This window comes from Sagittula sp. SSi028 (assembly GCF_048553715.1).
Taxonomy (GTDB): Bacteria; Pseudomonadota; Alphaproteobacteria; order Rhodobacterales; family Rhodobacteraceae; genus Sagittula.
In genome coordinates this window covers 41152-65731 of sequence record NZ_JBLZNC010000010.1, presented here as the reverse complement: position 1 = coordinate 65731, position 24580 = coordinate 41152, and the positions used below count along the sequence as shown (strand labels likewise).

Here is a 24580-nt window from a genome sequence, read left to right as displayed (position 1 = left end):
ACTATACAGGAAAGTATTTTGTTTAGTAATTGGCGAAAGACCCGCTATCCCGCCGACATGACGCCGTTGATCACCGCGAACAGGCCTGCCGACAGAAGGGCGGCGGCGGGCACGGTGATGATCCATGCGGCGATGATGGTCATGAAATGCGACCGGCGGACCAGCTTGCGGCGGCGGCGCTCTTCGGGGGGCAGGCGTTTGGCGCCGGGGATCACGGCCTTGGCCTTGCGCATCCGGCGCTCTGCGTCCCATTCACGGAAGAACCCGACGCCAAAGACACCACCGACCGCGATATGTGTCGAGCTGACCGGCAGGCCCAGCCAGCTTGCCACGATCACGGTGATGGCAGCAGACAGCGCCACGCAATAGGCGCGCATTGGGTTCAGCTTTGTGATCTGGTTGCCGACCATACGGATCAGCTTCGGCCCGAACAAAAACAAACCAAAGGAAATCCCGAGCGCGCCGATAACCATGACCCACAGCGGAATGCCAAAGGCATGGGTGAAATCGCCGGTGGTCGACGCCTGCACAATCGCCGCCAGCGGGCCGACCGCGTTGGCCACGTCATTGGCCCCGTGGGCAAAGCTCAGCAGCGCGGCCGAGACGATCAACGGGATGCCGAACAGGACCTTCAGCGACTTGTTACGGTTTTCCAGACCCTCGGACTGTTTGCGGATCACGGGGATCATCACCAGCCAGATCACCACGCCAGAGACCGCCCCGATCAGCAGCGCATCGCCCAGATCAATGGACACGATGCGTTTCAGACCCTTCACCGCCAGATAGGTGGCAAAGGCCCCGCCCATGATGCCCACCAGCACGGGCACCCAGCGTCGGGCCGAGGCGATCTTGTCCTCGGTGTAGATGATGTTGGATTTGATGAACCACAAAAAGCCCGCTGCCACGACACCGCCCAACACGGGCGAGATCACCCAGCTTGCCGCGATGGCGCCCATCTGATCCCAGCTGACCGCGCCAAAACCCGCAGCGGCAATCCCCGCGCCCATGACGCCACCGACAACGGAATGGGTGGTCGACACCGGCGCCCCGATCCACGTCGCCAGATTGACCCAGATGGCAGAGGCCAGCAGCGCCGCCATCATCGCGGTGATAAACGTCCCCGAGGTGCCAAGGCTTTCGGGAGCGATGATTCCCTTGGCGATGGTGGACACCACATCCCCGCCCGCCAACAGCGCGCCCGCGCTTTCAAAGACGATGGCGATGGCGATGGCCCCGCCCATGGTCAGCGCATTCGCCCCCACCGCCGGTCCCATGTTGTTGGCCACGTCATTGGCACCGATGTTCAGCGCCATATAGGCCCCGAAGGCCGCCGCAATCACCACGACAAGCGTGTTGTTGGCCTGCCCGAACACCATCGCCGCCAAAAGCGCGGCAAAGACCATGAACAACAGCCCGACACCCAATCCGATGACCGGACGGCTGGTATAGGATGTGGCGGTTTCCAGCGTGGACAGCCGCCCCAGATCGCGGTCGAGGGTTTCAAGGTGCTTCGGGTCAAGTTCGTTCTGTGGCATCATGCGCTCCTGCGTTGGCGCGCGCCTTACCCAGAATGTAACAGATATACAACAGCCACCGGGATGAACGCGCGATCAGGCAAAATCGCGCAATATGTCCTGCAACTCGGGCTCGGCCACCATGGTGGCGGCCTCTTGCGGGCTGACCCAGACACGCCTGCGCTGCCCTGCCTCGGGAAATGTCTCTTCCAGTCCGGCCACTTCCAGCGGAAAAACAAGAACGGTGGTTTTGACCGGCAGGCCGGACCGTTTCATCTTGAGGTAGGAGAATTCCCCGATCATCGGCTGCGGCGCGGAGAGCGGACGCACCCCCGCTTCTTCCCAGGCTTCGGTGGCGGCGGCCTCTGCGGCGCTGAGACCGCGCATCAGGTTGCCCTTGGGGATCACCCACCGTCCTGTGCCACGGCTGGAAATCAACAAAACCTCACGCGCGCCGGACGTCTCCCGATAACACAGTGCCGCCGTTTGATACTTGCCGGGTCGGGACAGCATCGGGCGGATGTAATCGGTCAGAACGTGCAGGATCAGGCGCTTCAATCAGGGGAATCCGTGTGGTTTGGGGGCAGTTTGGCTGTCGGTGTGGAACAGGTCCACGCCAGCCCACCGGTCATGTCGTGTTTCGGGGCGAACTGCAAGCCTGCCCGATCAGGGAAGAAGCCACGGAACCCAACTGGGTTGCAACTGTTGTCCTGAACACAAGGAAAGGGTGTCCCATGAAACTGAATATTGACGGGCGGCTCGCCGTGATCAGCGGGGCTGCCGGCGGGATTGGCATGGCCACGGCGCAGGCCTTGGCCGAAGACGGCGCGCGGCTGTTTCTGACCGACACAACGCAGGACGGGCTGGACCGCGCGGCTGAGGCCGTGGGCCCTGCGGTGTGCGGGCAAAAGGTGGCGGATCTCACGGATGATGCGCAGGTCAAAGCGCTGGCCGCCAGCATCGCCAGCCACGGGGGCGCGGATATTCTGGTGCATATGGCAGGCATCACAGGGGCTAAGGGCGACCCGCTGGAGATGAGCTATGACGACTGGTTCGAATGCTGGAACGTCAATTTCATGTCCGCCGTGCGCATGACGCAAGCCTTGGTGCCGCCCATGGTCGACAAGGGATGGGGCCGCGTTGTCTTTACCGTCTCCGAGAACGCGGTGCAGCCCTATCCGGACGAGGCGGTCTATAACGCCTCCAAAGCGGCGTTGCTGAGCTACACCAAAGCGCTGTCCCTGCCCTATGGCCCGCGCGGCGTTCTGGTCAACGCGGTCATGCCCGCCTTTATCGAAAGCCCGATGACCGACGGCATGATGGAAAAGCGCGCCGAGGCCAAAGGCGTGTCCCGCGATGAAGCGATCAAGGGCTTTCTGGACGAGGAACGCCCCTATCTGTCGCTCAAACGCCGTGGCCGCGCCGAGGAGGTCGCCGCAGCCGCAGCCCTGCTGTGTTCGGACCGGGCGAGCTTTACCAACGGATCGGCATGGCGCGTGGACGGCGGGGCCGTGGCTGCGATCAACACCTAAGCATTCAGGTGCATCCCATGACACAGGACAAGGTTTCCCATCTGCCGACGCCCGAATACATCGACGACCACTATCGCGGCTCGGGCAAACTGCAGGGGCAGCGCGTGCTGATTTCTGGCGGGGACAGCGGCATCGGGCGGGCGGTGGCCCAACACATGGCGCGCGAGGGGGCCAAGGTGGCGATCATCTACCACTCGGCAAAGGACAAGGCCGAGGACACCCGCCGCGCCATCATCGCCGAAGACACGGAAGCGCTAGTGATACAGGGCGACACGGCCTCCAGCGCCGATTGCGATGCGGCGGTGCAGGCGGTGATCGACGCTTGGGGCGGGATCGACGTTCTGGTCAACAACGCCGGTTTCCAGAAACCCTATGCCTCGCTCGAAGAGGTCAGCGATGACGACTGGCGCGCCCATTTCGACGTGAACATGGCGGGCATGTTCTATCTGTCGCGCGCCGCCCTGCGGCATATGACACGCGGCGCGGCCATCGTGAACACGACCTCGATCAATGCCTTTGTCGGCAACGATGCGCTCTTGCCCTATTCCGCGACGAAGGGGGCGATCTCGACCTTCACCCGGTCTTTGGCCAAGCAATACATGGATCAGGGCATCCGCGTGAACGAGGTGGCCCCCGGCCCCGTCGCCACCGACATCCAGGAGGTGTTCGAGGATTTCGACGAGGACATTTTGCGCAACATGGCCGCCCCCATTGGCCGTGTGGGCCACCCGCGCGAGATCGCGCCGGCCTATATCTTCCTTGCCAGCCGCGACGCGTCTTTTGTCACCGGCCAGACCATTCATGTGAATGGCGGCATGATCGTCGGCGCCTAAGGGCAGAAAACTGCCGTTGTCCAAGGAACTTAGCGCGGGTTCCCGCCGTTGGGCAGGTGCGCAGATTTTAGCAACCTTTGGCTGATGAAGAGGGCGGCATGAACATCCCTAATGCGATTTCACCTTTGCCCGTCTCCTTGATCTGCGCGCGTTGAATTCATCCCGCATGCCCTGACCGGCGTGCGGGTTTTTTTGATCCCGCGGCCCTGCGCCGCCACAGAAACGGGAAAGCGATCGTGGACTCTATTCAAAGCGCCATCACCGGACTGGATATTGCGGTAATCTTTGTCTACCTCGCCGTGGTTCTGGCCATCGGTGTCTGGGTGTCCATGCGCACCAAAACCGGCGAGGACCTGTTTCTGGGGGGGCGGTCGCTGACTTGGGGGGCCATCGGGTTTTCGCTGTTTGCCTCCAACATCTCGACCACGACGATCATCGGGCTGACGGGATCGGCCTATGCCACGGGGATCGCGACCTCTGCGTTTGAGTGGATGTCCGGCGTGCCCTTGCTGCTGTTGGCCTTTGTGTTTGCGCCGCTCTATCTGCGGGCCAAGGTCACAACGACACCGGAATGGCTGGACCGCCGCTATTCGCGCGGGGTGCGGCTGTATTTCTCGGGGCTGACGATCTTTTTCACGGTCGTGGTGGAAACCGCGGGCGGGCTGTATGCCGGCGGCGTTGTCATGACCACGTTCTTTCCCGATCTGTCGCTGTGGGTCAGCTGTATTGCCGTGGGCCTGTTTGCGGGGGGCTATGCGGCCACCGGCGGGCTAAAGGCGGTGGTCTACACCGATGTGTTGCAGGCCATCGTGCTGCTGGTCGGCTGTTCCATCGTCACTTACCTGATGTTCCAGTCGCTGGATTTCTCTTGGGCGACGGTGCGCGAGGCGCTGCCCACCGGCCATCTGGACATGGTCAAACCCACGAGTGATGAGAGCCTGCCGTGGCCCGGTCTGTTTTTCGGCGTGTGGATGCTGGGCTTTTGGTACTGGATCACCAACCAGTATGTGGTGCAGCGGGTGCTGGGCGCGCGCAGCCTGCAAGACGCGCAGCGCGGGGCCATTCTGGGCGGTCTGCTGAAATGCGTGCCGTTGTTCATCATGGTGTTGCCCGGCGCGATGGCGGTGTCGCTGCTGCCGGATTTGCCGGAAAAGGACATGGTCTTTCCGGTGATGATTACCCAGATCCTGCCCGCGGGCCTGACGGGTCTTGTGCTGGCCGGTCTGGTGGCGGCGATCATGTCGACGGTGGATTCCACGCTCAACAGCTCTTCGACGCTGGTTGTGCATGATTTCATCACCCGCCCCGAGGACGACATCGACCCGCGCGCGGCGCGCAAATACGGCAGCATCAGCACCATCGTCTTTATGCTGATTGCCGTGCTCGTCGCCCCGCTGATCCAGTTTGCCGGTGGCATCTGGGACTATCTGCAGCAGGCGTTTTCCATCATCGTGCCGCCGATTGTGGCGATCTACTCCCTTGGCGCGCTCAGCCGCAGGGTCAGCGACCGCGCGGCGCTGGTCACGCTGTTGTCAATGCACGGTCTGGGTGTGGTGTTGTTCGGTCTGGGCCAGATCGGCGTCTGGCCGCTGCATTTCACGGTCACGGTGCCGGTGATGACGGTGCTGTCCTGTGTGGTGCACTACGGGCTGTCGGTGACTGTGCTGCCGCCACAGAGCGCGCCCGATGACATGCTGATCTGGCGTCCGCACATGGCCTATTCCACCGCCGAGGGCACAACCGGCGGGCTGCTGGATGTGCGCCTGTGGGGGCTGGTTCTGACGGCTGTGATGGCGGGCATCCTGATCGCCTTCTGGTAAGCTTTGCCCACGCGCCGCGCGCGTTCAGGCGCGCGGCGTGCACAAATGAACATCTGATTTACCAAGATGTCACCTTATCGTCATCGCCCTGTCACCTGCGTTGCTCAAATGAGCAAGGGCAAGGGGGACGCGATGAACCGACAGCTTCTTATTCTGGACAAGGCCCGTGTGGCGGGGCGCGTCGGCGTCGATGATCTGGCGCAGGATCTCGGCGTGTCGTCCCATACCATCCGGCGCGACATCAACGCGCTATGTGCCACGGGCAAGCTGCGCCGCCTGCATGGCGGGGCAGAGTTCATCGAACAGGCCGCGAACCTGCCCTATGCCGCGCGCAGTGTTCTGAACGTGGCCGCCAAACGGCGTATCGCCGCGCGGGTGGCCGCGTTGATCCCCGACGGGGCGACGCTGTTCTTTTCCATCGGCACGACGCCTGCGCTTGTTGCGGCGGCCCTGTCACAGCGCAAGGGGCTGACCGCGATCACGCCCAATCTGAACGCGGCCATTGCGCTGTCAGACGCGCCGGACGCCCGCATCATCCTGCCGGGCGGAGAACTGCGCCTGCCCGACCGCGATATTCTTGGCCCGCAGGCGTTAGAGCTGTTTGGCAAATACCGCGCCGATGTGGCGATCTACGGCGTGGGCGGGATCGATCCCGACGGCAGCCTGCTGGATTTCGACGAGACCGAAGTCGCCATGCGCGAGACCATGCGCCTCAACGCGCGCCAGTCGATCCTTGTGGCGGATGTGTCCAAATTCGGGCGCCCCGCAGCCGCTGTCGGCGGGCATCTGCGCGACGCCGATCATATCGTGCTGGACGCACACCCCGACGCGGGCTTTGCCACGATGCTGGGCAACCTGCCCCAAGCGCCCCTGATCGCAGAGGTGCAGGCATGAGCTTTCTTCAGCTGCAGCAGATCACCCGCGATTGGGATGGCCAAGGCGGCGTGCGCGACGTGTCCCTGGACCTGCCAAAGGGCGCATTCCTGTCGATCCTCGGCCCCTCGGGCTGCGGAAAATCGACCCTGTTGCGCCTGATTGCGGGGTTGGAGCAGCCCCGCCAAGGACGGATCGTCATAGACGGGCGGGACGTCACTGCCCTGCCGCCGGGGCAGCGCAACTTGTCGATGGTGTTCCAGTCCTACGCCCTGTTCCCGCATCTCAGCGTGGCGGAAAACGTGCTGTTCGGGCTGAAGGTCCGGCGCGTGCCTGCGCGCGAGCGTCGCGAGCGGTTGGCGCGCGCCCTGCGGATGACGGGGCTGGAGGGGCTGGAGACCCGCAAACCCGCAGCCCTCTCCGGCGGCCAACGGCAGCGCGTGGCACTGGCGCGGGCCGCCGTGTCCGAACGCCCGCTGTGCCTGATGGATGAGCCGCTGTCGAACCTCGACGCCAAGCTGCGCCATGCGGTGCGGCGCGACATCCGCGCGCTGGCCCGCACGCTGGGTCTGACGGTCGTCTATGTCACCCACGACCAAGGCGAGGCCATGAGCCTGTCTGACCGCGTGGTGCTGATGCAGGGGGGCCGCGTGGAACAGATCGGCAGCCCGTCCGATCTGTATGACCGCCCCGCCACGCTGTTTGCCGCGCAATTTATCGGAGAGCCGCCCATGGCCCTGATCGAAGGCAGCGCTTTGGGCCTGTCGCAGCGCGTCACCGTCGGCCTGCGCCCCGAACACATCCGGCTGAGCGATCCGTCTACCGCGGACCTGCAGGCGCGCGTGCTCGACCGCGAATTTCTCGGCGCAGATACCCTTGTGACGCTGGACCATCCCGGCGCGCAGGGGCTGGCGGTGATCGTCGCAGGCGCGGCCCCGCAGGCGATTGGCGACAGCGTGGGCCTTAGCCTGCCCGCCGACCGGCGATTGTTCTTCGACAGCGCCAGCGGGCGGCTGACCGATCCACAGATTACCACCCCGCAGCCGGACCGGATGGCCCGTGATGCGGCAATACCGCGACCTCAGCAACTCAACAGGACGACATCATGACCCGTTACACATCATTGGCGGCACTGTTTGCCGCAACCTCTTCTGCACTTGCGCAGCCCACAGCCGCGCAAACCGAGCTGACCATGTATTACCCCATCGCCGTCGGCGGTGCCCTGACCGAAGTGGTCGACAGCATCGTGGCGGATTTCATGGCGGAAAATCCCGACATCACGGTCAATGCGATCTATGCGGGCAACTATGACGACACCCGAATCAAGGCGCTGTCCGCGCTTGAGGCAGGCGAGCCCGCGCAGCTGGCCGTGATGTTTTCCATCGACGCCTACGACCTCATCGAACAGGATATGATCGTGCCATTCGAAAGCCTGACCGACGATCAGGACTGGCTGAACAGCTTCTACCCCGCGCTGATGGCCAACGGCCAGATCGAGGGGCAGACATGGGGCATCCCGTTCCAGCGTTCGACCATCGTGGCCTACTACAACAAGGACATGTTCCGCGCGGCAGGTCTTGACCCCGAACAGGCCCCGACCACCTGGGACGAACTGGTGGAGATGGGCAAGGCGCTGACCACGGACGACCATCACGGGCTGATGATCCCCTCGACCGGCTATCCCTACTGGATGTTTCAGGCACTGGCGATCCAGAACGGCCAAGAGCTGATGTCCGACGACGGCACCACCACCTTTTTCACTGACCCCGCCGTGGTCGAGACGCTGGAGTTCTGGAAATCCCTGTCCAGCGAGCATGGCATCATGCCCGAGGGCACCATCGAATGGGGCACCCTGCGTCAGGCTTTCCTTGAAGGGGATACCGCGATGATGTGGCATTCCACCGGCAACCTGACCGCTGTGAAAAACGCGGCGCCCTTTGATTTCGGCGTGGCCATGCTGCCTGCGCAGGAACGTCTGGGCTCTCCGACGGGGGGCGGCAACTTTTACGTGTTCAAAGATGCCTCCGAGGAGGAACAGCAGGCCGCGCTGAAGCTGATCCAGTTCATGACCGCACCGGAACAGGCGGCGGAATGGTCGATTTCCACCGGATACATGGGCGTCTCCCCCGCCGCCTACGACACCGAGGCGCTGCAAAACTACACCGCGGAATTCCCCCCGGCGCTTGTGGCGCGGGACCAGCTGGAACATGCCGTGGCAGAGTTCTCGACCTTCGAGACCGCCCGCGTGCGCGACGGTCTGAACGCCGCGATCCAGTCCACGCTGACCGGCGAGACATCCGCACAGGACGCACTGGCCGAGGCGCAGGCCGCCGCCGAACGCCAGCTGCGCGCCTACAAGTAACCCGCACCCAAGGGGTCTGCCCACCGTGGCAGGCCCCATCCATCACAGAGACCCGCCATGACCGATCCGCTTCACCTTGCCCGCCGCCGCCGCGCCATCCACGGCTGGCTGCTGCTGTCGCCTGCGCTGGTGATGCTGTCGGTCTTTGCGCTGTATCCCTCTGCCGCCACGTTCTGGAGCGCGCTTTGGACCAAGGGCACCCGCCGACGCCCGCCAGAGTTCGCAGGTCTGGACAACTACCGCTTTTTGTTTGACGACCCGACCTTCTGGAAGGTGGTCTGGAACAACCTGCTGTATGCCGGTGTGACGATCCCCGCCTCTATCGCCATTGCGCTGACCATGGCGCTTTGGGCGAATTCCAAACTGTCCGCGCGAGGCTTTCTGCGCACGGCCTATTTCACGCCGACCGTGCTGCCGATGATCGCGGCGGGCAATCTGTGGCTGTTCTTCTACACCCCCAGCTTTGGCATCCTGAACCAGATCGGGGCACTGTTCGGCGCGCCGCAGATCAACTGGCTGGGCCAGCCCGACACGGCGCTCTGGGCCATCTGCATCGTGACGATCTGGAAAGAGGCGGGGTTTTTCATGATCTTCTACCTCGCGGCGCTGCAAACCATTCCGCCCGATCTGAAAGAGGCCGCCGATATCGAAGGCACGCCCCGCCGCACCTATCTGCGCCGCGTCGTGCTGCCGCTGTTGATGCCGACAACGCTGTTCATTCTGGTCAATGCGATGATCAATTCGGTGAAGCTGATCGACCATCTGTTCATCCTGACAAAGGGCGGGCCTTCGGACAGCTCGAAGCTGATCCTGTACTACATCTGGGAAAACGCATTCGCCTATTTCGACCGGCCTTCTGCGGCGGCGATGACCACCTTGGTTCTGCTGGCTTTGGGTCTGCTGGCGGGGGTGCAGTTCCTTTTTCTTGACCGCCGGACACATTACCGATGATGCGATATGTCGAAAGCCTGCTGGCCCTTGCGCTGGCTGTGATCTGGATTGCCCCGCTGCTGGTGGCGGTCTGGGCTGCGGTGCACAATGTGTCCGACGCCATCCAGTTTCGCGCCGATGCCCCGCTGACGTTGGACAATTTCCGCACAGCCTGGGCCGGGGCGCCGTGGCTGCGGTATTTCGCGAATACATTCGCGCTGGTGACGCTGATCCTTGTGGGGCAGTTCGTGCTGTGCACGCTGGCGGGCTATGCCTTTGCCCAAACACGGTTTCGCGGGCGGGACACGGTCTTTGTTCTGGTCCTGCTGCAGCTTTTCATCCTTCCCGAGGTGCTGATCGTCGAGAATTACCGCGTGGCCGCCACCCTTAGCCTGCTCGACAGCCTGTGGGGGATCGGCGCGCCCTATATGGCATCGGCCTTCGGGATTTTCCTGATGCGGCAGGCGTTCAAATCCGTGCCCCGCGATCTGGAAGAGGCCGCCCGCGTCGAAGGCTGCGGCACATTGGCGGTGCTGTGGCGAGTCTATGTCCCCGCCGCGCGCCCCACTTATCTGGCCTATGCGCTGGTGTCCGTCTCGACCCATTGGAACAACTTCCTATGGCCGCTGATCGTCACCAACTCGCCTGAAACGCGCCCGCTGACCGTGGGGTTGTCGCTGTTTGCGGCGCCGGAAAACGGGGTCGATATCTCTGTCATCTCGGCGTCGACGCTGATGATGGTTGCGCCGCTGCTGATTGGCTTTGTCCTGTTCCAGCGCAGGTTTGTGCAGGCCTTCCTGACCGCCGGGGTCAAATGATCTAGGCGCGCAGGGTCGCCCCGCCATCGACATACAGATCGGCCATCGTGACATGGCCCGCTTGATCGGACAGCATGAACATCACGCTGGCGGCGATGTCCTCTGGCGTGGCGATCTTGCCCAGCGGGATGCCGGTCTTGTGCAGTGCCAGATTGCCCTCGATGACACGGGCCGCGCCGCTGTCATCGGCCCACATGCGGGTCTGCATCGTCGTCAGCGTTGATCCCGGGGCCACAATGTTGCAGCGCACGCCTTGCGGGGCAAGCTCCAGCCCCAGACAGCGCACCATCATGTGCAGCGCCGCCTTGCTGGCCGGATAGCTGCCCATATTCACGCGCGGAATGCCCGCCGCGTTCGATCCGATCACAACAATGGCCCCTTGGCCCCCCTGCGCCATATGCCGCCCCAAAGCGGTGGTGACATGAAACGCCCCGTCAAGGTTGACCGCCAGCACGCGCCGCCATGCCTCGGCTGAGGTCTCAAGCAGCGCGCCTTCGGCCAGAATTCCGGCGGCATAGACACACAATCCGATGGGGCCGTGATCGCGGATCGTCCGGTCAACGCAGGCGGTCACGGCATCGGCATCCTGCACATCAAGAGCCGTCCACGTCACCCCATCCATCTGCGGCGCCTGTGCAATCGCATCCGGCACATCGGTGGCCACCACCTGCGCGCCCGCCTGCGTCAGCGCGCGCACCACCGCCAGACCGATCCCGCCCGCAGCGCCGGTCACAAAGGCGGTCTGCCCTTCAAACCCCGTCAGCCTCATGCGCCCGCCTCCAGCACGCTCAGCGCATCCTGCGCCAACAGCGGCACGCCAGAGCAGCTGGCCACCCAATCCACCGCCATACGGTGCTGCGCCTCTGAGAAATCCGCCAAGGCATCGGAGACGAAAAACGGCTCTATATCGCGCTGAAATGCCTCCGTCGCGGTCGCGAGACAGCCGATATGCGCGTAGATTCCGGTGATCAGCAGCTGATCGCGCCCCCGCGCCCGCAGCAGCGTCTCAAGGTTCGACCGCTGGAAGGCGCTGTAGCGGTGTTTCGTCAGCACAATATCCCCGTCGGCGGGGGTGAGCGGTGGAATGATCTCTTCATGATCGGGAATGGCCTGCATCCCCGGTCCCCACAGATCCGCCTGCAACCCGCGATCGGGGCGGAACTGGTTGCCCTTTTGCGCGGTGTAGAACACCGGAACATGTGCGGCTCGCGCAGCGGCGACAAGCCGCGCGATCGCAGCGCTGGCCTGTCCCAGCGGGCTGCCGTCACGCGTCCACGGGCTGTCGCCATAGGCGGCACAGAAATAGCGTTGCATGTCATGCACCAACACCGCAGCGCGGTTGCGTTCCAGCACAAAGGGCGCGCGCGGCTCTGGCAGGTCTTTGGGCAGGGCGTAGTCGGGAATTTTGGGCAAGGCCATGTCAGATGTCTTTCAAAGCGTCGTGTCGATGCCAAGCGCCGCGCGCATGGCCGTGAATTTGGCGCGGGTTTCCGCGATTTCCGCCTCCGGCGTGCTGTCGGCAACGATCCCCGCCCCGGCATAGAGCCGCGCCCGCCGGTCATCGAGGATCGCGCAGCGCAGCGTCACATACCACGTGCCGTCCCCTTGCCCGTCCAGCCAGCCCAGCGTGCCCGCGTAAAAGCCGCGCGGCTCGGGTTCGGCGTCCGCGATCACGTCCAGCGCCTCGGGCAACGGGGTGCCTGCCACGGCGGGCGTGGGATGAAGATTGGACAACAGTTCCAGACAGGGGGTGTCGGGGTCGCGCAGCGTCCCACGGATCATGGTGCCCAGATGCCACATGCTGGCGGTGCAACAGACATCGGGTCGCGCGGGGGTGTCCAGTTGCGCGCAATAGGGGCTGAGAATGTCATGGATGTAGTCGACGACGTATTTATGCTCGGCCAGATCCTTGGCCGATTGCAGAAGCGCATCGGCCACGGCACGGTCGGTCTGCGGATCGGCACTGCGCCGCGCCGATCCGGCCAGAGGGTGCGAAACCACTTGCCCGCCCCGCTTGTCCAGCAGCACCTCTGGCGTCGCGCCCACCAGCCACAGCGGCGTCGCTGCGGCGCGCGGCAGGGGCAGCGCGTAGCTGGTCACGTGGCTGTCCTGCCCCAGCCTGTCCGCCACCGCATGCGGATCGATCCGCCCGTCGGTGCTGTAATCCAGCGCGCGCGCCAGAACGACCTTTTGCAGCGGGTCAGACCCATCGGACAGGCGTGCGACGGCACGGGCCACTGCCTGCCCGTAGACCTGCGGATCGGGCAAGCGTTGCAGGGTATGGCCCGCTGTCACCGCCTGTCGGGTATGCGCCTGCGGCACCACATCCGCGGGCGTGGTGTCATACAGCCAGCCCGCCGCACCGCGATCAAAGGGAAAGACCCCAAAGCGCAGCCCCTTCGCACCGCCCTGCGGTCGCACTGCGACATCCGCCAGCCGCCCCGTCTGGGTGGCATTGATCCGGGCGGTATGCGCGCCCAGCCGCAAGGTCTGGCCAAGGCAGCTTTCCGCGGGGTCGAACAGGTCTGTGGTCAAATGTCCCAAGGGTACGCTCCGGTTGAATGGCCCCTATGACGGGGCGGGTTGGATGCGCGGCTGCCTTCCTTGGGAGGTGGGTGACCGTTGTGACAGGCATATTCCGACAAATTCAGTCGGTCAAAGCCGCACAGCGCAACTTCGTCGTCTCGTTTCTGGCTCGAGGCCCCGTGGGCCTAGGCCGTTTGAACACTGTGCCCCGCGATATGCGGCAGGTAGTGGCGCAGGATGTCCGGCTGGATCAGATCATGGTGGCGACAGTCCAGCGTGATGGGGTGCACCGCGCTGGTGAACGGCTTCCACAAGGCCGCGCTGCGCGGGCTGCCGATCTGATCCTGCAGCGCCGTGACATGCACCAAGGACGTGGTGATCGCGCGTTCGAGATGACCACGCACCAGCGCGTTGGTCGATTGCACCGAGCGCACGACACCTTCCTGCACCGCCTCAGGCAGCAGGCCCAGCGGGTGCCCCTGTTGCGCCAGAAATCCCATGATGGCGGGCCGCGTGGTCAGCTGCGGGTGATCCAGCGGATCGATCCCCGCAATCGCCAGCAAAGCGGTCAGCGCGGCGGTCTCGTCCGGTTCAGGCTCCGCCCGCCAGACCGCGGACGGGTAGCTGTCCAGCAATGTCAGCCCCGTGACATGGTGCCCCCTATGTTCCGCCTCGGCGGTCATGGCATGGGCGATGATCCCCCCCAGCGACCAGCCCAGCAAGGCAAAGCCCCCCTCGGGGTGCAGCGCCTCAATCTGGTCGACGTAGTGCCGTGCCAGTGCGGACAGGCTGTCGGGCTGTGCGGCCTGCGGGTCCAGAAGCGGCGATTGCAGCGCGACCACCGGCCGGTCCATGGCCTGCGCCAGACTGCGATAACACCAGCCAAGCCCCCCTGCCGGATGCACCACAAACAGCGGCACCCCCTCGGCGCGGTTCAGATGCAACACCGGCCCCAGCCCCAGATCGGGCGCGGCCTGCCCCGATTGGTCCAGCCAACGGGCCAGATCGCGCAGCACCGGTCGTTGCAGGATTGCGCCGATCCCGGGGTTGCGGCCAAAGCGGCGTTCGATGGCCAGCCCAAGGCGCACCGCCCCCAGACTGTCCCCCCCGGCGAGAAAGAAATCCGTCTCCGCCATGGGGGCGTCCAGTCCCAGAACCGCGCGGTACAGCTCGGCCAGCGCCTGCTCCGTCGCCCCCTCTGGCGGGGTCTGGCCGGTCTGCGCGGTCTGCTCCGGCACGGGCAGCGCCTTGCGATCCAGTTTGCCGCTGGGGGTCAGCGGCAGCGCATCCAGCCGCAGGATATGCGCGGGCTGCATAGAGGCCGGCAGCCGCTGCGCCAATGCTGCGCGAATGTCATGCTCGGGCGTGTCCGTCACCAGATAGGCCACCAGTTGCGCCGCGCCGGTCGCATCCTTTTGCATCAAAACCACGGCCTGCTGCGCCAGACCGTCGGCCAGACAGGCGGCCTCGATCTCGGCCAGCTCAATCCGCACGCCGCGAATTTTGACCTGCCCGTCCGCCCGCCCGACAAAGCGCAGCACCCCGCAGGCATCGCGGGTGACCAGATCGCCGGTGTCATAGACCCGACCTGCCTGCCCCAGCGGGTCCACGGGGAACCGCTCTGCTGTCAGAACAGGCTGGCCCAGATAGCCGCGCGCCAGTTGCCGCCCAGACAGATACAGCCGCGCGGGCAGATCCTCGGGGGCAAGACGCCCGCGCGCGTCCAGCACCGTGCAGCCGGTGTTCCACACGGGGCTGCCGATGGGCACGCTGCTGCCCTTTGCCCCCGCCACCGCCTGCCACGCGGTCACATCAACCGCCGCCTCGGTCGGGCCATAGAGGTTGTGCAACACACCGTCGATGCGGGCATAGAACAGATCCGCCAACCGCTGCGGCAGCGCCTCTCCGCTGGCAAAGACACGTGGGATGGACAACCCGTCGCTGTCCGGTGCGGCCAGAAACAGCTCCAGCATGGAGGGGACAAAATGCATCGCCGTGATGCCTGTCTCGCGCACGATCCGCGCCAGCCAGACCGGATCGCGGTGCGCCTGAGGCGGTGCGATGACCAGCCGCGCGCCTGACATCAGCGGCAAGAAGAACTCCCAGACCGACACATCAAAGGTGGCGGGCGTCTTTTGCAAAATCCGGTCCTGCGGGCCAAAGCCATAGGCCTCGCGCATCCACAACAGCCGGTTCACAATGGCGCGGTGGTCAATCACAACGCCTTTGGGCTGTCCGGTCGAGCCGGAGGTAAACAGCGTGTAAGCGGCATCGTCGGGGGTGATATCCGGCAAGGGCGCCTCCCCGTCCAGATCCGCCACCTGCATCACCGGAACCGATGCTGGCCCAAAGCCCGCGCCCGCAAGGATCAGCGCAGGCGCCGCACGGTCCAGCATCGCTGCCCGACGGTCTGACCCGTCATCAGGATCCAACGGGACATAGGCCGCGCCCGCGCGCAGAACGCCCACCAGCGCCACCAGCAGATCGATGGATCGCGGCAACGCCACTGCCACGCGGGCGCCGGTGGATATGCCGCGCCCCACCAGTCCCCGTGCCAGCCGCGCGCTGCGCGCGTCCAGCTCGGCATAGCTGAGCGTCTGGTCCCCGAATTGCAGCGCCACAGCCGTAGGGCTGGCCTGCATCTGGCGTTCGATCAGGGCCGCCAAGGTTGTCTCAGACACCGGATGCGGATTGCCTGCCTGCGCGCGATCAGCCTCGGCCGCGGTCAACGTGGCAACCCCCGCCAGCCGGTCAGACATCACGGCCCGCGTCAGGAATTCACGCAACCGCGCCACATGCCGGTCCGTTTCCGCCTGCGTATACAGCGCGTCATTGCCGTCCACCTGTAGCAGCAGACCGCGTTCGGGATCGCCACGATAGCAAAAGGTCACATCCTCCACCGATCCCGCCCCGAGGATCTGCAACCGCGTGTCGCAGCCGTTGATCTGCGGGCAGGCATCAAAAGGCAGGATATTGACCAGCGGCCCCCACAATCTGCGCCCGGCCCCGATGCGCCCGGTCTCGCGGGCCAGCGCCTCGCCACGGTAACGCGCATGGCCCCGCATCTCGGCCAGTTGCCCGCCCACCTGTGTCAGCCAATCGGTCAGGGGCCTGTCCTCGTCGATCTGCAGATGCAAAGGCAGGACATTCACCTGCGTCGACACCACGCGCGCCACCCGCCCCATGCGGTTTTGCAACGGAATGCCCAGCACCACATCCGACGCCTCGCCCATGGCCACAGACGGCAGATGCCGCCCCACATAGGCGCCGGTCAGCGCGGTCAGCACATCGCTCCAATGGGTGCCGGTTTGCTGTGCCAGTGCGGCCAGTTCTTGGGCGGTTTGTGCGGGCAAGGTGGCCTCGGCGCGGTGGAACCAGTGGCCTGTGCCGTCTGCCGCACCGGATCGCGCCATCGGTTCGACCTGCGGCAGGTCACGCAGCCGCGCGTGCCAGTGGTCTGCCTGCCGTGCCTGACCCGCCGATCCGACAAAGCGTGCCTCGTCCATCAGGCTGCGTTCAAACGGGGCCAGGGGCTGGTCCGTCGCGCCATTGTACAGCGCCGCAATCCGCTGCGTAAGCTGCGCCATGGCATGCCCGTCGGCGGCGATGTGATGCACCCGCTCGACAAGGATGTGATGGGCGGGCGACAGGCACCACAGGGCAAATTCCGCCACCGGCCCCTGTTCCAGATCCATCGCGCGGCGGGCATCTGCGGCCAAGGCGTGCGCGATCTCTGCGTCGGACGCCCCCGCCATATCTACCACGCTCAGGGCCAAATCCTGCCCCGTGATGCGTTGCTGCGGCCCGTCCGCCGTGTCGCGGAACACCAGCGTAAGCGCCTCTGCCTCCGCCCCAAGCGTGGCGATTGCACGGGCGAGCGCGCGATGGTCCAGCGGGCCATGGATGTGCAACGCCTGCCCCGTCACAAGACTGGGGTCAGCGGGCGCGCGGGCCTGCGCGTACCAGATCCCCGCCTGCGCCTGTGTCAGCGGCTTCCAGCCTGTCACGACGCCACCCCTGCCGCTTCGGCAAAGTCTTGCAGCGTCTCGCATTCATACATCTCCGCCTGCGGCAGATCGGGTCGAAGCGCCTCCCACTTCAGCAAGATCCGCATCAGCGCGATGCTGTCCAACCCCAGATCGCCAAGGTGTTCGTCCATCGGCACCTCTGCGGGGGTCATGTCCAAAGCCTCCGCCAGATCGGCGCGCATCTTGTCCAGTGTCAGGGTCATGATCTGTCCTCTTGCATCAGGTCCGCGCGCAGGGCATCGCGCAATTGGCGGCGGCTGATCTTGCCCACCGCCGTGGTGGCAAATGCGTCCACAAAGCGGATGTCATCGGGGATCTTGAAGGCCGCGACCTCGCGCCCGCGCAGGTATTTGCGCACCGATGCAACGGTCGGTGCAGTGCCGCGTGGCTGGATAAAGGCGCAGGCCCGCTCTCCCAGATGTTTGTCGGGCACCGACACCACCACCGCGTCAAAGACATCCGGATGGCCGATCAACAGATCCTCCACCTCCTCGGCGGAGATCTTCTCGCCACTGCGGTTGATCTGGTCACTGGCGCGCCCCTGCACCACCAGATGGCCCGACGGCAGGCGCACCACGATATCGCCGGTGCGGTAGAACCCGTCCTGCGTGAAACTGCGGGCATTGGCCTGCGCATCCCCGTGATAGGCGCGGATGGTATAGGGGCCACGGGTTTCCAGATGCCCGGGCGTGCCGTCCGGCACAGGCTGACCCGCGTCATCGACCACGCGCAGCTCGTCATCGGGGGACATGGGACGTCCTTGCGTGCCACACACCAGATCGTCGGGATCATCGAGGCGGGTGTAGTTGACCAGACCTTCGGCCATGCCAAAGACCTGTTGCAGCCGCACCCCCAGCACGGGACCGACGCGGCGCGCGCTCTCGGCCAGAAACTTGGCGCCCCCCACTTGCAGGGTCTGCAAGCTGGGCAGATCCGGCGGGCTCTGTTCCGCTGCCTCCAGCCAAAGCAACGCCAGCGGCGGCACCAATCCGGTGAGGGTCACCCCCTCCTGCCGGATCAACGGAAAGGCCACATGCGGCATCGGCGCGGGACATAAAACAACCCGCCCCCCCGCATACAGCGCGCCAAAACAGCCCGGCGAGGACATGGTAAAGTTATGCGCCACCGGCAGGGTCGCCATAAACACCGTGTCCGCCGTGACATTGCAGACCGCGTTGCTGCAGCGCAGGCTGTAGATGTAATCGTCATGGGTGCGCGGGATCAGTTTCGGCAAACCGGTGGAGCCGCCGGAAATCTGGCAAAAGGCCACCGATTGCGGGTCGGGATCGGCGGGCAATGCGGCGGGGTCGCCCACAACTTCCGCCATGGCAATCGCACCATCGGGGGCCGCACCTTGCACGATAACATGGGCCAGATCGGGCAGATCCGCCTGCACCGCCAGCGCCATGGCCCCGTGATCGAAACGGTCGATCCGGTCTTGGGTGATGATGGCGCGGGCCTGCGCCTGCTGTGCCAGATGCGCCACCTCTGTGCGGCGATGGGCGGGCAGCGCGTAGACCGGCAAAAGCCCTGCGGCAAAGGCGCCGAACACAGCTTCGAAAAAGGCGGGCACATTGCCCATCTGGATCAGCACCCGATCGCCGGGGCGCAGCCCAAGCGCCAGCAACCCCGCGCCAAAGCGGTGGGCGCGGGCGTTCAACTCACCATAGCTCCAACGGATATCCCCGCCGATGATGGCTTCGCGGTCGGGGTGGGCCTGCGCCCTGTCGCGCAGCATGGCGGCGAAGGTCTCGCCCCGCCAATATCCGCGCGCCTTGTAGCGGTCTGCAAACGCGGCAGGCCAGATCTGTTGCGGTCGGGTCATGGGTGTCCTCGGCAGTCAAGACCCGCGCGCAGTTGTGTCCCGCGCGGGTCCATATCGGTTTATTTCGCGGTGATGCGGGTCAGACGGTTGGCCGACGGGTCATCCTGACCGGCGGATTTGTTGACCACATAGACCTGCCCCTGACCGTCGGCTGCCAAATGGTTCGGCAAGGACCCCACCGGCAGATTGGCCAGAACCTCGCCCTCGGGCGACATCACCACCACCGCATTGCCGTTGCGCAGCGCGACATAGACATTGCCCGTGGTCGGCTCGACCACCGCGTTCAGCGGGTTTGCCCCGATGTTGACCTGACGGATCACCTCGCCTGAATTGCCGTCAAGGATGGTCACCGCGTCATTGCCCTGCGCCACGGTAAAGACCCGCGCGCCATCCGCTGTCGCGGCCAGCCCGATGGTGTTGTCAGAGCCGTCGATCACGAAACCACCCGTCTGGGTATCGCTGACCATGTCGATCACCGCCACTTCCTCGGAGCGCAGCGAGGACACGAACAGCTTGCCCGCCTCGGGTGCCAGCGACAGGCTGGCGGTGGCAAAGGCCTCGCCCCGCCGTTTGGAGGCCAGCTCGATCACGGCCACCTCTTCAAGCGTTTCGGTGTCAAAGACATGCACCTTCGGCTCGAAGGTCGCGGTCACATAGACCTTGCCGTTGGCATAGACCGCATCGCGCGGATGGCCCACGGTGTCCACGGGGAACTGTTTGATCAGCGACAGATCGTCAGCGGAATAGACCGCCACGCTGTTCTGGCGGGTGTTGGTCACCCAGACCTGACCGGCGTCCTCGGCCAGACCGACACCGTAGACGGCAAAGACACCGCCGCCACGGCCTGTGTCGTTCTGCGGGGCCTCTGGCGGGGTCACGCGGGCGACGATTTCCAGCGTGGCGGGGTCCAGCTTGGCCAGCTCGGACACTTTGACCGGCGGACGGCCCACCGCCCCGGTGACAAAGATAGCCTCCTTGCCCACGGCAACCTGATAGGGGTTCTGGACGATCTCGACCGCCTGAAAATCATACGCGTCCTGACCCATCGGCTCGACCTGTTTGGAAACTTTGAGATCCATGATTGTGGCAAAAGGCGCATCGCCTGCCGCCTCGACCACCACCGGATAAACGCCCGGGGCGGCGCTGGCGGGAATGGCAATCCGCGTTTCCAATGTGCCGTCCTCGGACGCGGTGAAGGGCGCGCCTTCCAGCGCCTCGCCCCCTTGGCGCAGGGTAATCTGCTGACCCGCAGCCAGACCACGGGCGGCAATCACCGCCTCGCCACCTGCCACGATGGGGCCACGGTTCGGACCGGAGGCCCCGATGCGCCCGTCAAACGTGCCTGTGGCGGCAAAGGGGTCGGCGCTGGCCGCCGTGGCCACCAGCAGCGCACCCAGCGCCACGCCAAGCCGCCATCCCGTCTGTGTCATCTTCGTCATGTTCAGCCTCTTTCAAGCAATGGGGACATGGCCCCGATCATCTGTTTGCCCTTGGCTGCGGCCCGTTGGGGCCGTGGCTGATGTCGCGCTGCACATCACAGCGGGCAGGGTCGGACCACCCCGCAAAAGCTGCGCCGCCTAGGGCGCGCGCCCCGCAAACACCGCGTTGAGCGTGTGCAGGGCCGAGGCCCCAAAGCTTTCGCCATGGCTGAGCCCCGGAAAGACCGTTTCACGCACCGGCACACCGGCCCCCGCCAAACTGGCGGCGAGATCCTCGAACGCGGTCTCAGACAGCGCCGCCCGCATCTGCACCAGCTTTTGCGCGTTGGGATTGGTCGGACGGCTGGCGCGGGCGCGTTCCTCTGCCCCCTGATGCAGGGCCAGCGGGCGATTGGGGAAATCGGGCGCGGCACGCTCCAGCCTTGCCATAAACTTGGCGTAGTCCCACCACAGCGAAGGGCTGGCCGAGACATGCTGGGCAAAGGGGCTGTCCGCCTGCATCGCCGCATACAGCACAAACAACCCGCCATAGGAATGTCCCCACAGCGTGCTGCGCCCCGCATCAACCGGCGCGATCTGCGCCACACGGGGCAGCACGTCAGCGCGCAACCGCTGCAAGAACGCCGCCGCCTCGCCCGCGGGCCTGTCGCGCGGATCAACCACGGGCTGGCCATCCTCGGCCGGGGGGGTGTAATCGCGGGTCCGCGCCAGCGTGGCGAAACGCGCGTCGGTGTCATAGCCCAGCGTGACAATCACGGCGGGGCTTGTGTCCGGCAAACCGGCAAGCGTGCCGTCATCCAAAAGCTCCAGCACCGCCTGACCGTCCAGCATGTAAACCACAGGAAAGCCCGCCTCAGGCGCGGGCCCGCGCGGCACCAGCACACCCACGCGGTAATCCGGCCCCGCATCCGGCGACGGCAGGGTAAAGTCATGCGTCATGACAATATCAGAGCCGGTGTCGATCACCGATGGCCCCAAAGGGTCGGACGCTGGCTGCGCCACCACCGCAAGGGTCTGGAAAAACAGGGCTGCGATTGCAATTCGGATCATCTCCGCGCCTTTTGTGTCGTGATGGGGTGTCAGCGCCCCCGCAACATCGCTGCGGGAGGCGCACAGGATCAGAACGTCTTGGTCAGACCGACGTAATAGGCCCGACCGGGTTCGTTATAGGTGTTGGCCCCATCGCCCGACCGCAGGATGTCCTTGTCGAACAGGTTGGTCACACCCGCGCTGAGATCCAGACCGTTGTCGAACTCATAGGACATCGACAGGTTGTACAGCGTGTAGGAGTCGCGGTCCTCCAGATCGGCATCATCCACGGCATAGCCGGTCGTGGCGCTGTATTCCGTGGCCTCGATCTTGCCGTAATGGGTCAGCGACGGGATGATCGACAGCCGATCCGTGGCCTGCCATTCCAACGATGCGTTGATCGTGTATTTGGGGACCAGCGACAGCGGCACAGTGACGTTGGACCCGCCATCCAGCTCCAGCTCTTGCTCGGACGCGATCATATAGGTGCCATTCGCGCGGAAGGTCAGGTTGTCGCGCAGCGGCGCGGAAAAGCTGCCCTCCAGCCCTTCGACCCGCGATTCAGAGACATTCATCCATTCGTAGATGCGCACGTCGTCACCGTCGACCACTGCGGACCCGATCTGTTGCGTGCCAGCCTGGATCTTGTCGCGGTAATCGTTGTGGAAGTAAGTCAGCGTCGCATTGATGCCGTTCAGCCCGTTGTAGGCCACACCGATTTCCGAGTTGATCGAGGTTTCTGGATCAAGATCGTCATTGCCCAGAACGTAGCAGGGTCCATCGCGGTAGTTGGGATAGGGACAGCCGTTGCCGTTGGTCACATACACATAGGTGTCCGATGTCTGGTACAGCGTCGGCGATTTGAACGCCCGCGCCACGCCGCCCTTGATCGTCCATGCGTCACTGAGCGCATAAGACGCGTTCAGGCCCCCCGAAGCGTTCCAGCCAAAGCTGTCACCCCAATCCAGACGCGCCGACGGGGTCAGCGTCAGTCGGTCGGTCCATTGGATGTTGTCCTCGACATAAAGGCCGACATTCAACTGCTCGGTGACGGGATCGCCGCTTTCGGAATCATACGACCCGTCGTCCGAAGTAATCGTGCTGAAAGAGCTGTAATCCTCCAGATCCAGACGCTCCCACCGCACTTCGGCGCCAAGCGTCAGGCTTGACGGGCGCTGGCCAAACGCATGGTCAAGATAGACCTCGGTCTTGCCCGCGACCGCTTCCAGCACCGCCTCGTCAAAGGTATCGTCTGCGTTGATGCGGCCTTCGCCACCGCCCGCTGCGCCTTCGGTCAGGCGACGGTTGGAGGTGTGTTCGTACTGCAGATAGCTCATGATGCCGCCCCAGCCGTAATCCCCGCGATGGGTCAGCGCGACCGTATTGCGGGTCATCGAATTGGTTTCTTCACCATCATCGGCAAGGTTGTTGATCAGCTCGTTGCCGCTGGCCCCAAGCTGCCCGCCCAACAGAACATCGCCCGCATACAGGTTGCCCTGCCGCGAATACCCCAGATCAAGATCGAACGTGTCTGTGGTGTTCGGCTGCCATGTCAGGCGCAGTTCAGCATCCTGATTGATCACACCTTCGGACCCTGCTGCGACGGTTCCGCAGGTCTCCTCGCCGGTGGTGCTGTCCGTGGTACATTCGGCCGTCGCCTCGTTGACGTCCGGATCATCGGCTTCGGTCTTGTTGTAGCTGCCCGAGAAGCGCAGGGCGAAATCCTCGTTCAGGCGTTTGGCCCACAGCAGGTTGTAGCGCTGCGTTGCCCCTTCCAGATCGCTTTCGGGGGAATCGAATTTCATCGACAGTTGCAGCAGGTCGTCTTCGGGCGCTTTGGTGATGATGTTGACCACACCACCCGCCGCGCCAGAGCCGTAGCGCGCCGCCGCCGGGCCACGGATGACCTCGATGCTTTCGACCATCTCGGCGGGCACCCAGTTGGTGTCGCCCCGCGTGTCACGTTCACCCGACCGGCCCTGTTTGACCGCCGTGCGCGACAGCACGGGCTTGCCGTCGATCAGGATCAGCACGTTTTCCGGCCCCATGCCGCGAATATCGACCTGACGCTGGTTGCCGCGCTGCCCGGACGGCGAGGTGCCGCTCAGGTTCACGCCGGGCATCTTGCGGATGGCTTCGGCGATGTCATTGACGACGGGCTGTTTTTCCAGATCCTCGGCGGTGATCGTCGACACCCCGAGCGCCTGTTTGATCTGTTCCTCGGCGGTCAGGACCAGCACGCCAAGATCGGTGCCCTCCTGTGCCATTGCCGGCGCAGCCCCAAGTGTCCACGCCAATGCCAACGCCGTCCCGTTGGCGAGCCTTTTCCCCGCATTTGCCATGTCTGTCCCTTTGTATGATTTGGCAAAGCTGGCGTTGGCTGGCTTTTGGTGTCCGTCGCTGCATTTTTCACGAGCGAAAACTGCATGCGATCTGCACATTTATGTCGCTCGCATAAGATGCGCATTGCCGAATCGCAAGACCAATTCTTTTTGTCGGGAAATAAAATCTGCGCTTACTGGTCGCGCGGGAACACCGTCGCGCGCTTGACCACCCCATAGGCAAAACCCGTGTCAATCGACGCGATCGACGTAATGCGATGCAGTTTTTGCCGCACGAAGCGCTCGTAGGCCTGCAGGTCCGCGACCAGCACGCGCAGCAGGTAATCCGCCCCGCCCGCCATGACGTAACAGTCCTGAATTTCCTCGATATGGCGCACGCTTTCTTCGAAATTGCGCGACACTTCCTCGGTATGGCGTTCCAGCGTGATGCGCACAAAGGCGGTCATCGACAGGCCCATTTCCGCCTCGTCCACAAGGGCGGTGTAGCCCCGGATCACCCCGGCCTTTTCCAGATTGCGCACTCGCCGCAAGCATGGAGAGGGCGACAGGTTCACCCGCTCTGACAGTTGCTGGTTGGTCAGCCGCCCGTCCCGCTGCAGCTCGCGGATGATTTGGCGGTCTTTGTCGTCCATGGCGCACCTTTTGGCATATTCTGCTAAAATATACCCTCCGCTTGATCTATTACGCAATCCGTCCGCAGGCGCTTTGG

The 24580-nt window shown here is 64.5% G+C and carries 20 protein-coding genes; 8 read left to right on the top strand and 12 right to left on the bottom strand.

Going from position 1 to position 24580, the window contains the following annotated elements; genetic code table 11:
* Nucleotides 1-44: 44 nt before the first annotated feature.
* On the bottom strand, nt 45-1535 hold the full coding sequence (locus tag ACN5AZ_RS16510) for an inorganic phosphate transporter (protein ID WP_419430008.1): 1491 nt from the start codon (nt 1533-1535) through the stop codon (nt 45-47).
* Nucleotides 1536-1610: 75 nt separating this feature from the next.
* Entirely contained in the window at nt 1611-2072 is a 462-nt protein-coding gene (locus ACN5AZ_RS16505; RefSeq protein ID WP_419430007.1) for an NUDIX hydrolase, read from the bottom strand.
* Nucleotides 2073-2248: 176 nt separating this feature from the next.
* Here ACN5AZ_RS16505 and ACN5AZ_RS16500 point away from each other — a divergent pair, with 176 nt between their 5' ends.
* The 8 genes from ACN5AZ_RS16500 to ACN5AZ_RS16465 all read left to right on the top strand — a co-directional run bounded on the left by ACN5AZ_RS16500 (nt 2249) and on the right by ACN5AZ_RS16465 (nt 10682).
* Nucleotides 2249-3046 carry an SDR family NAD(P)-dependent oxidoreductase gene (locus tag ACN5AZ_RS16500; RefSeq protein ID WP_419430006.1) on the top strand — a complete coding sequence of 266 codons (798 nt, stop codon included), beginning with the start codon at nt 2249-2251 and terminating at the stop codon, nt 3044-3046.
* 17 nt (nt 3047-3063) lie between these two features.
* The gene (locus ACN5AZ_RS16495) at nt 3064-3879 is read left to right on the top strand and encodes an SDR family oxidoreductase (protein ID WP_419430005.1); all 816 of its coding nucleotides are present in this window, start codon (nt 3064-3066) and stop codon (nt 3877-3879) included.
* A 236-nt stretch (nt 3880-4115) separates the two neighbouring features.
* Nucleotides 4116-5699 carry a sodium:solute symporter family transporter gene (locus ACN5AZ_RS16490; RefSeq protein WP_419430004.1) on the top strand — a complete coding sequence of 528 codons (1584 nt, stop codon included), beginning with the start codon at nt 4116-4118 and terminating at the stop codon, nt 5697-5699.
* Between the two features lie 132 nt (nt 5700-5831).
* Nucleotides 5832-6593 (top strand): DeoR/GlpR family DNA-binding transcription regulator, encoded by a 762-nt coding sequence (locus ACN5AZ_RS16485; RefSeq protein ID WP_419430003.1) that lies wholly within the window; start codon nt 5832-5834, stop codon nt 6591-6593.
* A complete protein-coding gene (locus tag ACN5AZ_RS16480) occupies nt 6590-7681 on the top strand; it encodes an ABC transporter ATP-binding protein (RefSeq protein ID WP_419430002.1) in 1092 nt (363 codons plus the stop codon). Before ACN5AZ_RS16485 ends, ACN5AZ_RS16480 begins: the two co-directional genes overlap by 4 nt.
* Nucleotides 7678-8934, top strand: a complete 1257-nt coding sequence (locus tag ACN5AZ_RS16475; protein WP_419430001.1) for an ABC transporter substrate-binding protein — start codon at nt 7678-7680, stop codon at nt 8932-8934. The genes ACN5AZ_RS16480 and ACN5AZ_RS16475 overlap by 4 nt, the downstream gene beginning before the upstream one ends.
* 57 nt (nt 8935-8991) lie before the next feature.
* A complete protein-coding gene (locus ACN5AZ_RS16470) occupies nt 8992-9885 on the top strand; it encodes a carbohydrate ABC transporter permease (RefSeq protein ID WP_419430000.1) in 894 nt (297 codons plus the stop codon).
* Nucleotides 9882-10682, top strand: coding sequence for a carbohydrate ABC transporter permease (locus tag ACN5AZ_RS16465; protein ID WP_419429999.1), 801 nt, complete (start codon nt 9882-9884; stop codon nt 10680-10682). The genes ACN5AZ_RS16470 and ACN5AZ_RS16465 overlap by 4 nt, the downstream gene beginning before the upstream one ends.
* A gap of 1 nt (nt 10683) precedes the next feature.
* On the opposite strand, the gene ACN5AZ_RS16460 is transcribed toward ACN5AZ_RS16465, so the two are convergent.
* From ACN5AZ_RS16460 to ACN5AZ_RS16415, 10 genes are all read right to left on the bottom strand, one after another.
* Entirely contained in the window at nt 10684-11451 is a 768-nt protein-coding gene (locus tag ACN5AZ_RS16460; RefSeq protein WP_419429998.1) for an SDR family oxidoreductase, read from the bottom strand.
* The gene (locus ACN5AZ_RS16455) at nt 11448-12101 is read right to left on the bottom strand and encodes an isochorismatase family protein (RefSeq protein ID WP_419429997.1); all 654 of its coding nucleotides are present in this window, start codon (nt 12099-12101) and stop codon (nt 11448-11450) included. The genes ACN5AZ_RS16460 and ACN5AZ_RS16455 overlap by 4 nt, the downstream gene beginning before the upstream one ends.
* A gap of 12 nt (nt 12102-12113) precedes the next feature.
* Nucleotides 12114-13226 (bottom strand): isochorismate synthase, encoded by a 1113-nt coding sequence (locus ACN5AZ_RS16450; protein ID WP_419429996.1) that lies wholly within the window; start codon nt 13224-13226, stop codon nt 12114-12116.
* Between the two features lie 167 nt (nt 13227-13393).
* Complete coding sequence (locus ACN5AZ_RS16445) at nt 13394-17215, bottom strand: amino acid adenylation domain-containing protein (protein ID WP_419429995.1); 3822 nt, start codon at nt 17213-17215, stop codon at nt 13394-13396.
* Complete coding sequence (locus tag ACN5AZ_RS16440) at nt 17212-17439, bottom strand: phosphopantetheine-binding protein (RefSeq protein ID WP_419429994.1); 228 nt, start codon at nt 17437-17439, stop codon at nt 17212-17214. The genes ACN5AZ_RS16445 and ACN5AZ_RS16440 overlap by 4 nt, the downstream gene beginning before the upstream one ends.
* A complete protein-coding gene (locus ACN5AZ_RS16435) occupies nt 17436-19061 on the bottom strand; it encodes a (2,3-dihydroxybenzoyl)adenylate synthase (protein ID WP_419429993.1) in 1626 nt (541 codons plus the stop codon). Before ACN5AZ_RS16435 ends, ACN5AZ_RS16440 begins: the two co-directional genes overlap by 4 nt.
* A gap of 59 nt (nt 19062-19120) precedes the next feature.
* A complete protein-coding gene (locus tag ACN5AZ_RS16430; RefSeq protein WP_419429992.1) occupies nt 19121-20500 on the bottom strand; it encodes a YncE family protein in 1380 nt (459 codons plus the stop codon).
* Nucleotides 20501-20638: 138 nt separating this feature from the next.
* Nucleotides 20639-21550, bottom strand: coding sequence for an alpha/beta hydrolase (locus tag ACN5AZ_RS16425; RefSeq protein ID WP_419429991.1), 912 nt, complete (start codon nt 21548-21550; stop codon nt 20639-20641).
* Between the two features lie 68 nt (nt 21551-21618).
* A complete protein-coding gene (locus ACN5AZ_RS16420) occupies nt 21619-23796 on the bottom strand; it encodes a FepA family TonB-dependent siderophore receptor (RefSeq protein ID WP_419429990.1) in 2178 nt (725 codons plus the stop codon).
* Between the two features lie 248 nt (nt 23797-24044).
* The gene (locus ACN5AZ_RS16415; RefSeq protein WP_419429989.1) at nt 24045-24503 is read right to left on the bottom strand and encodes an Lrp/AsnC family transcriptional regulator; all 459 of its coding nucleotides are present in this window, start codon (nt 24501-24503) and stop codon (nt 24045-24047) included.
* Nucleotides 24504-24580: the final 77 nt, after the last annotated feature.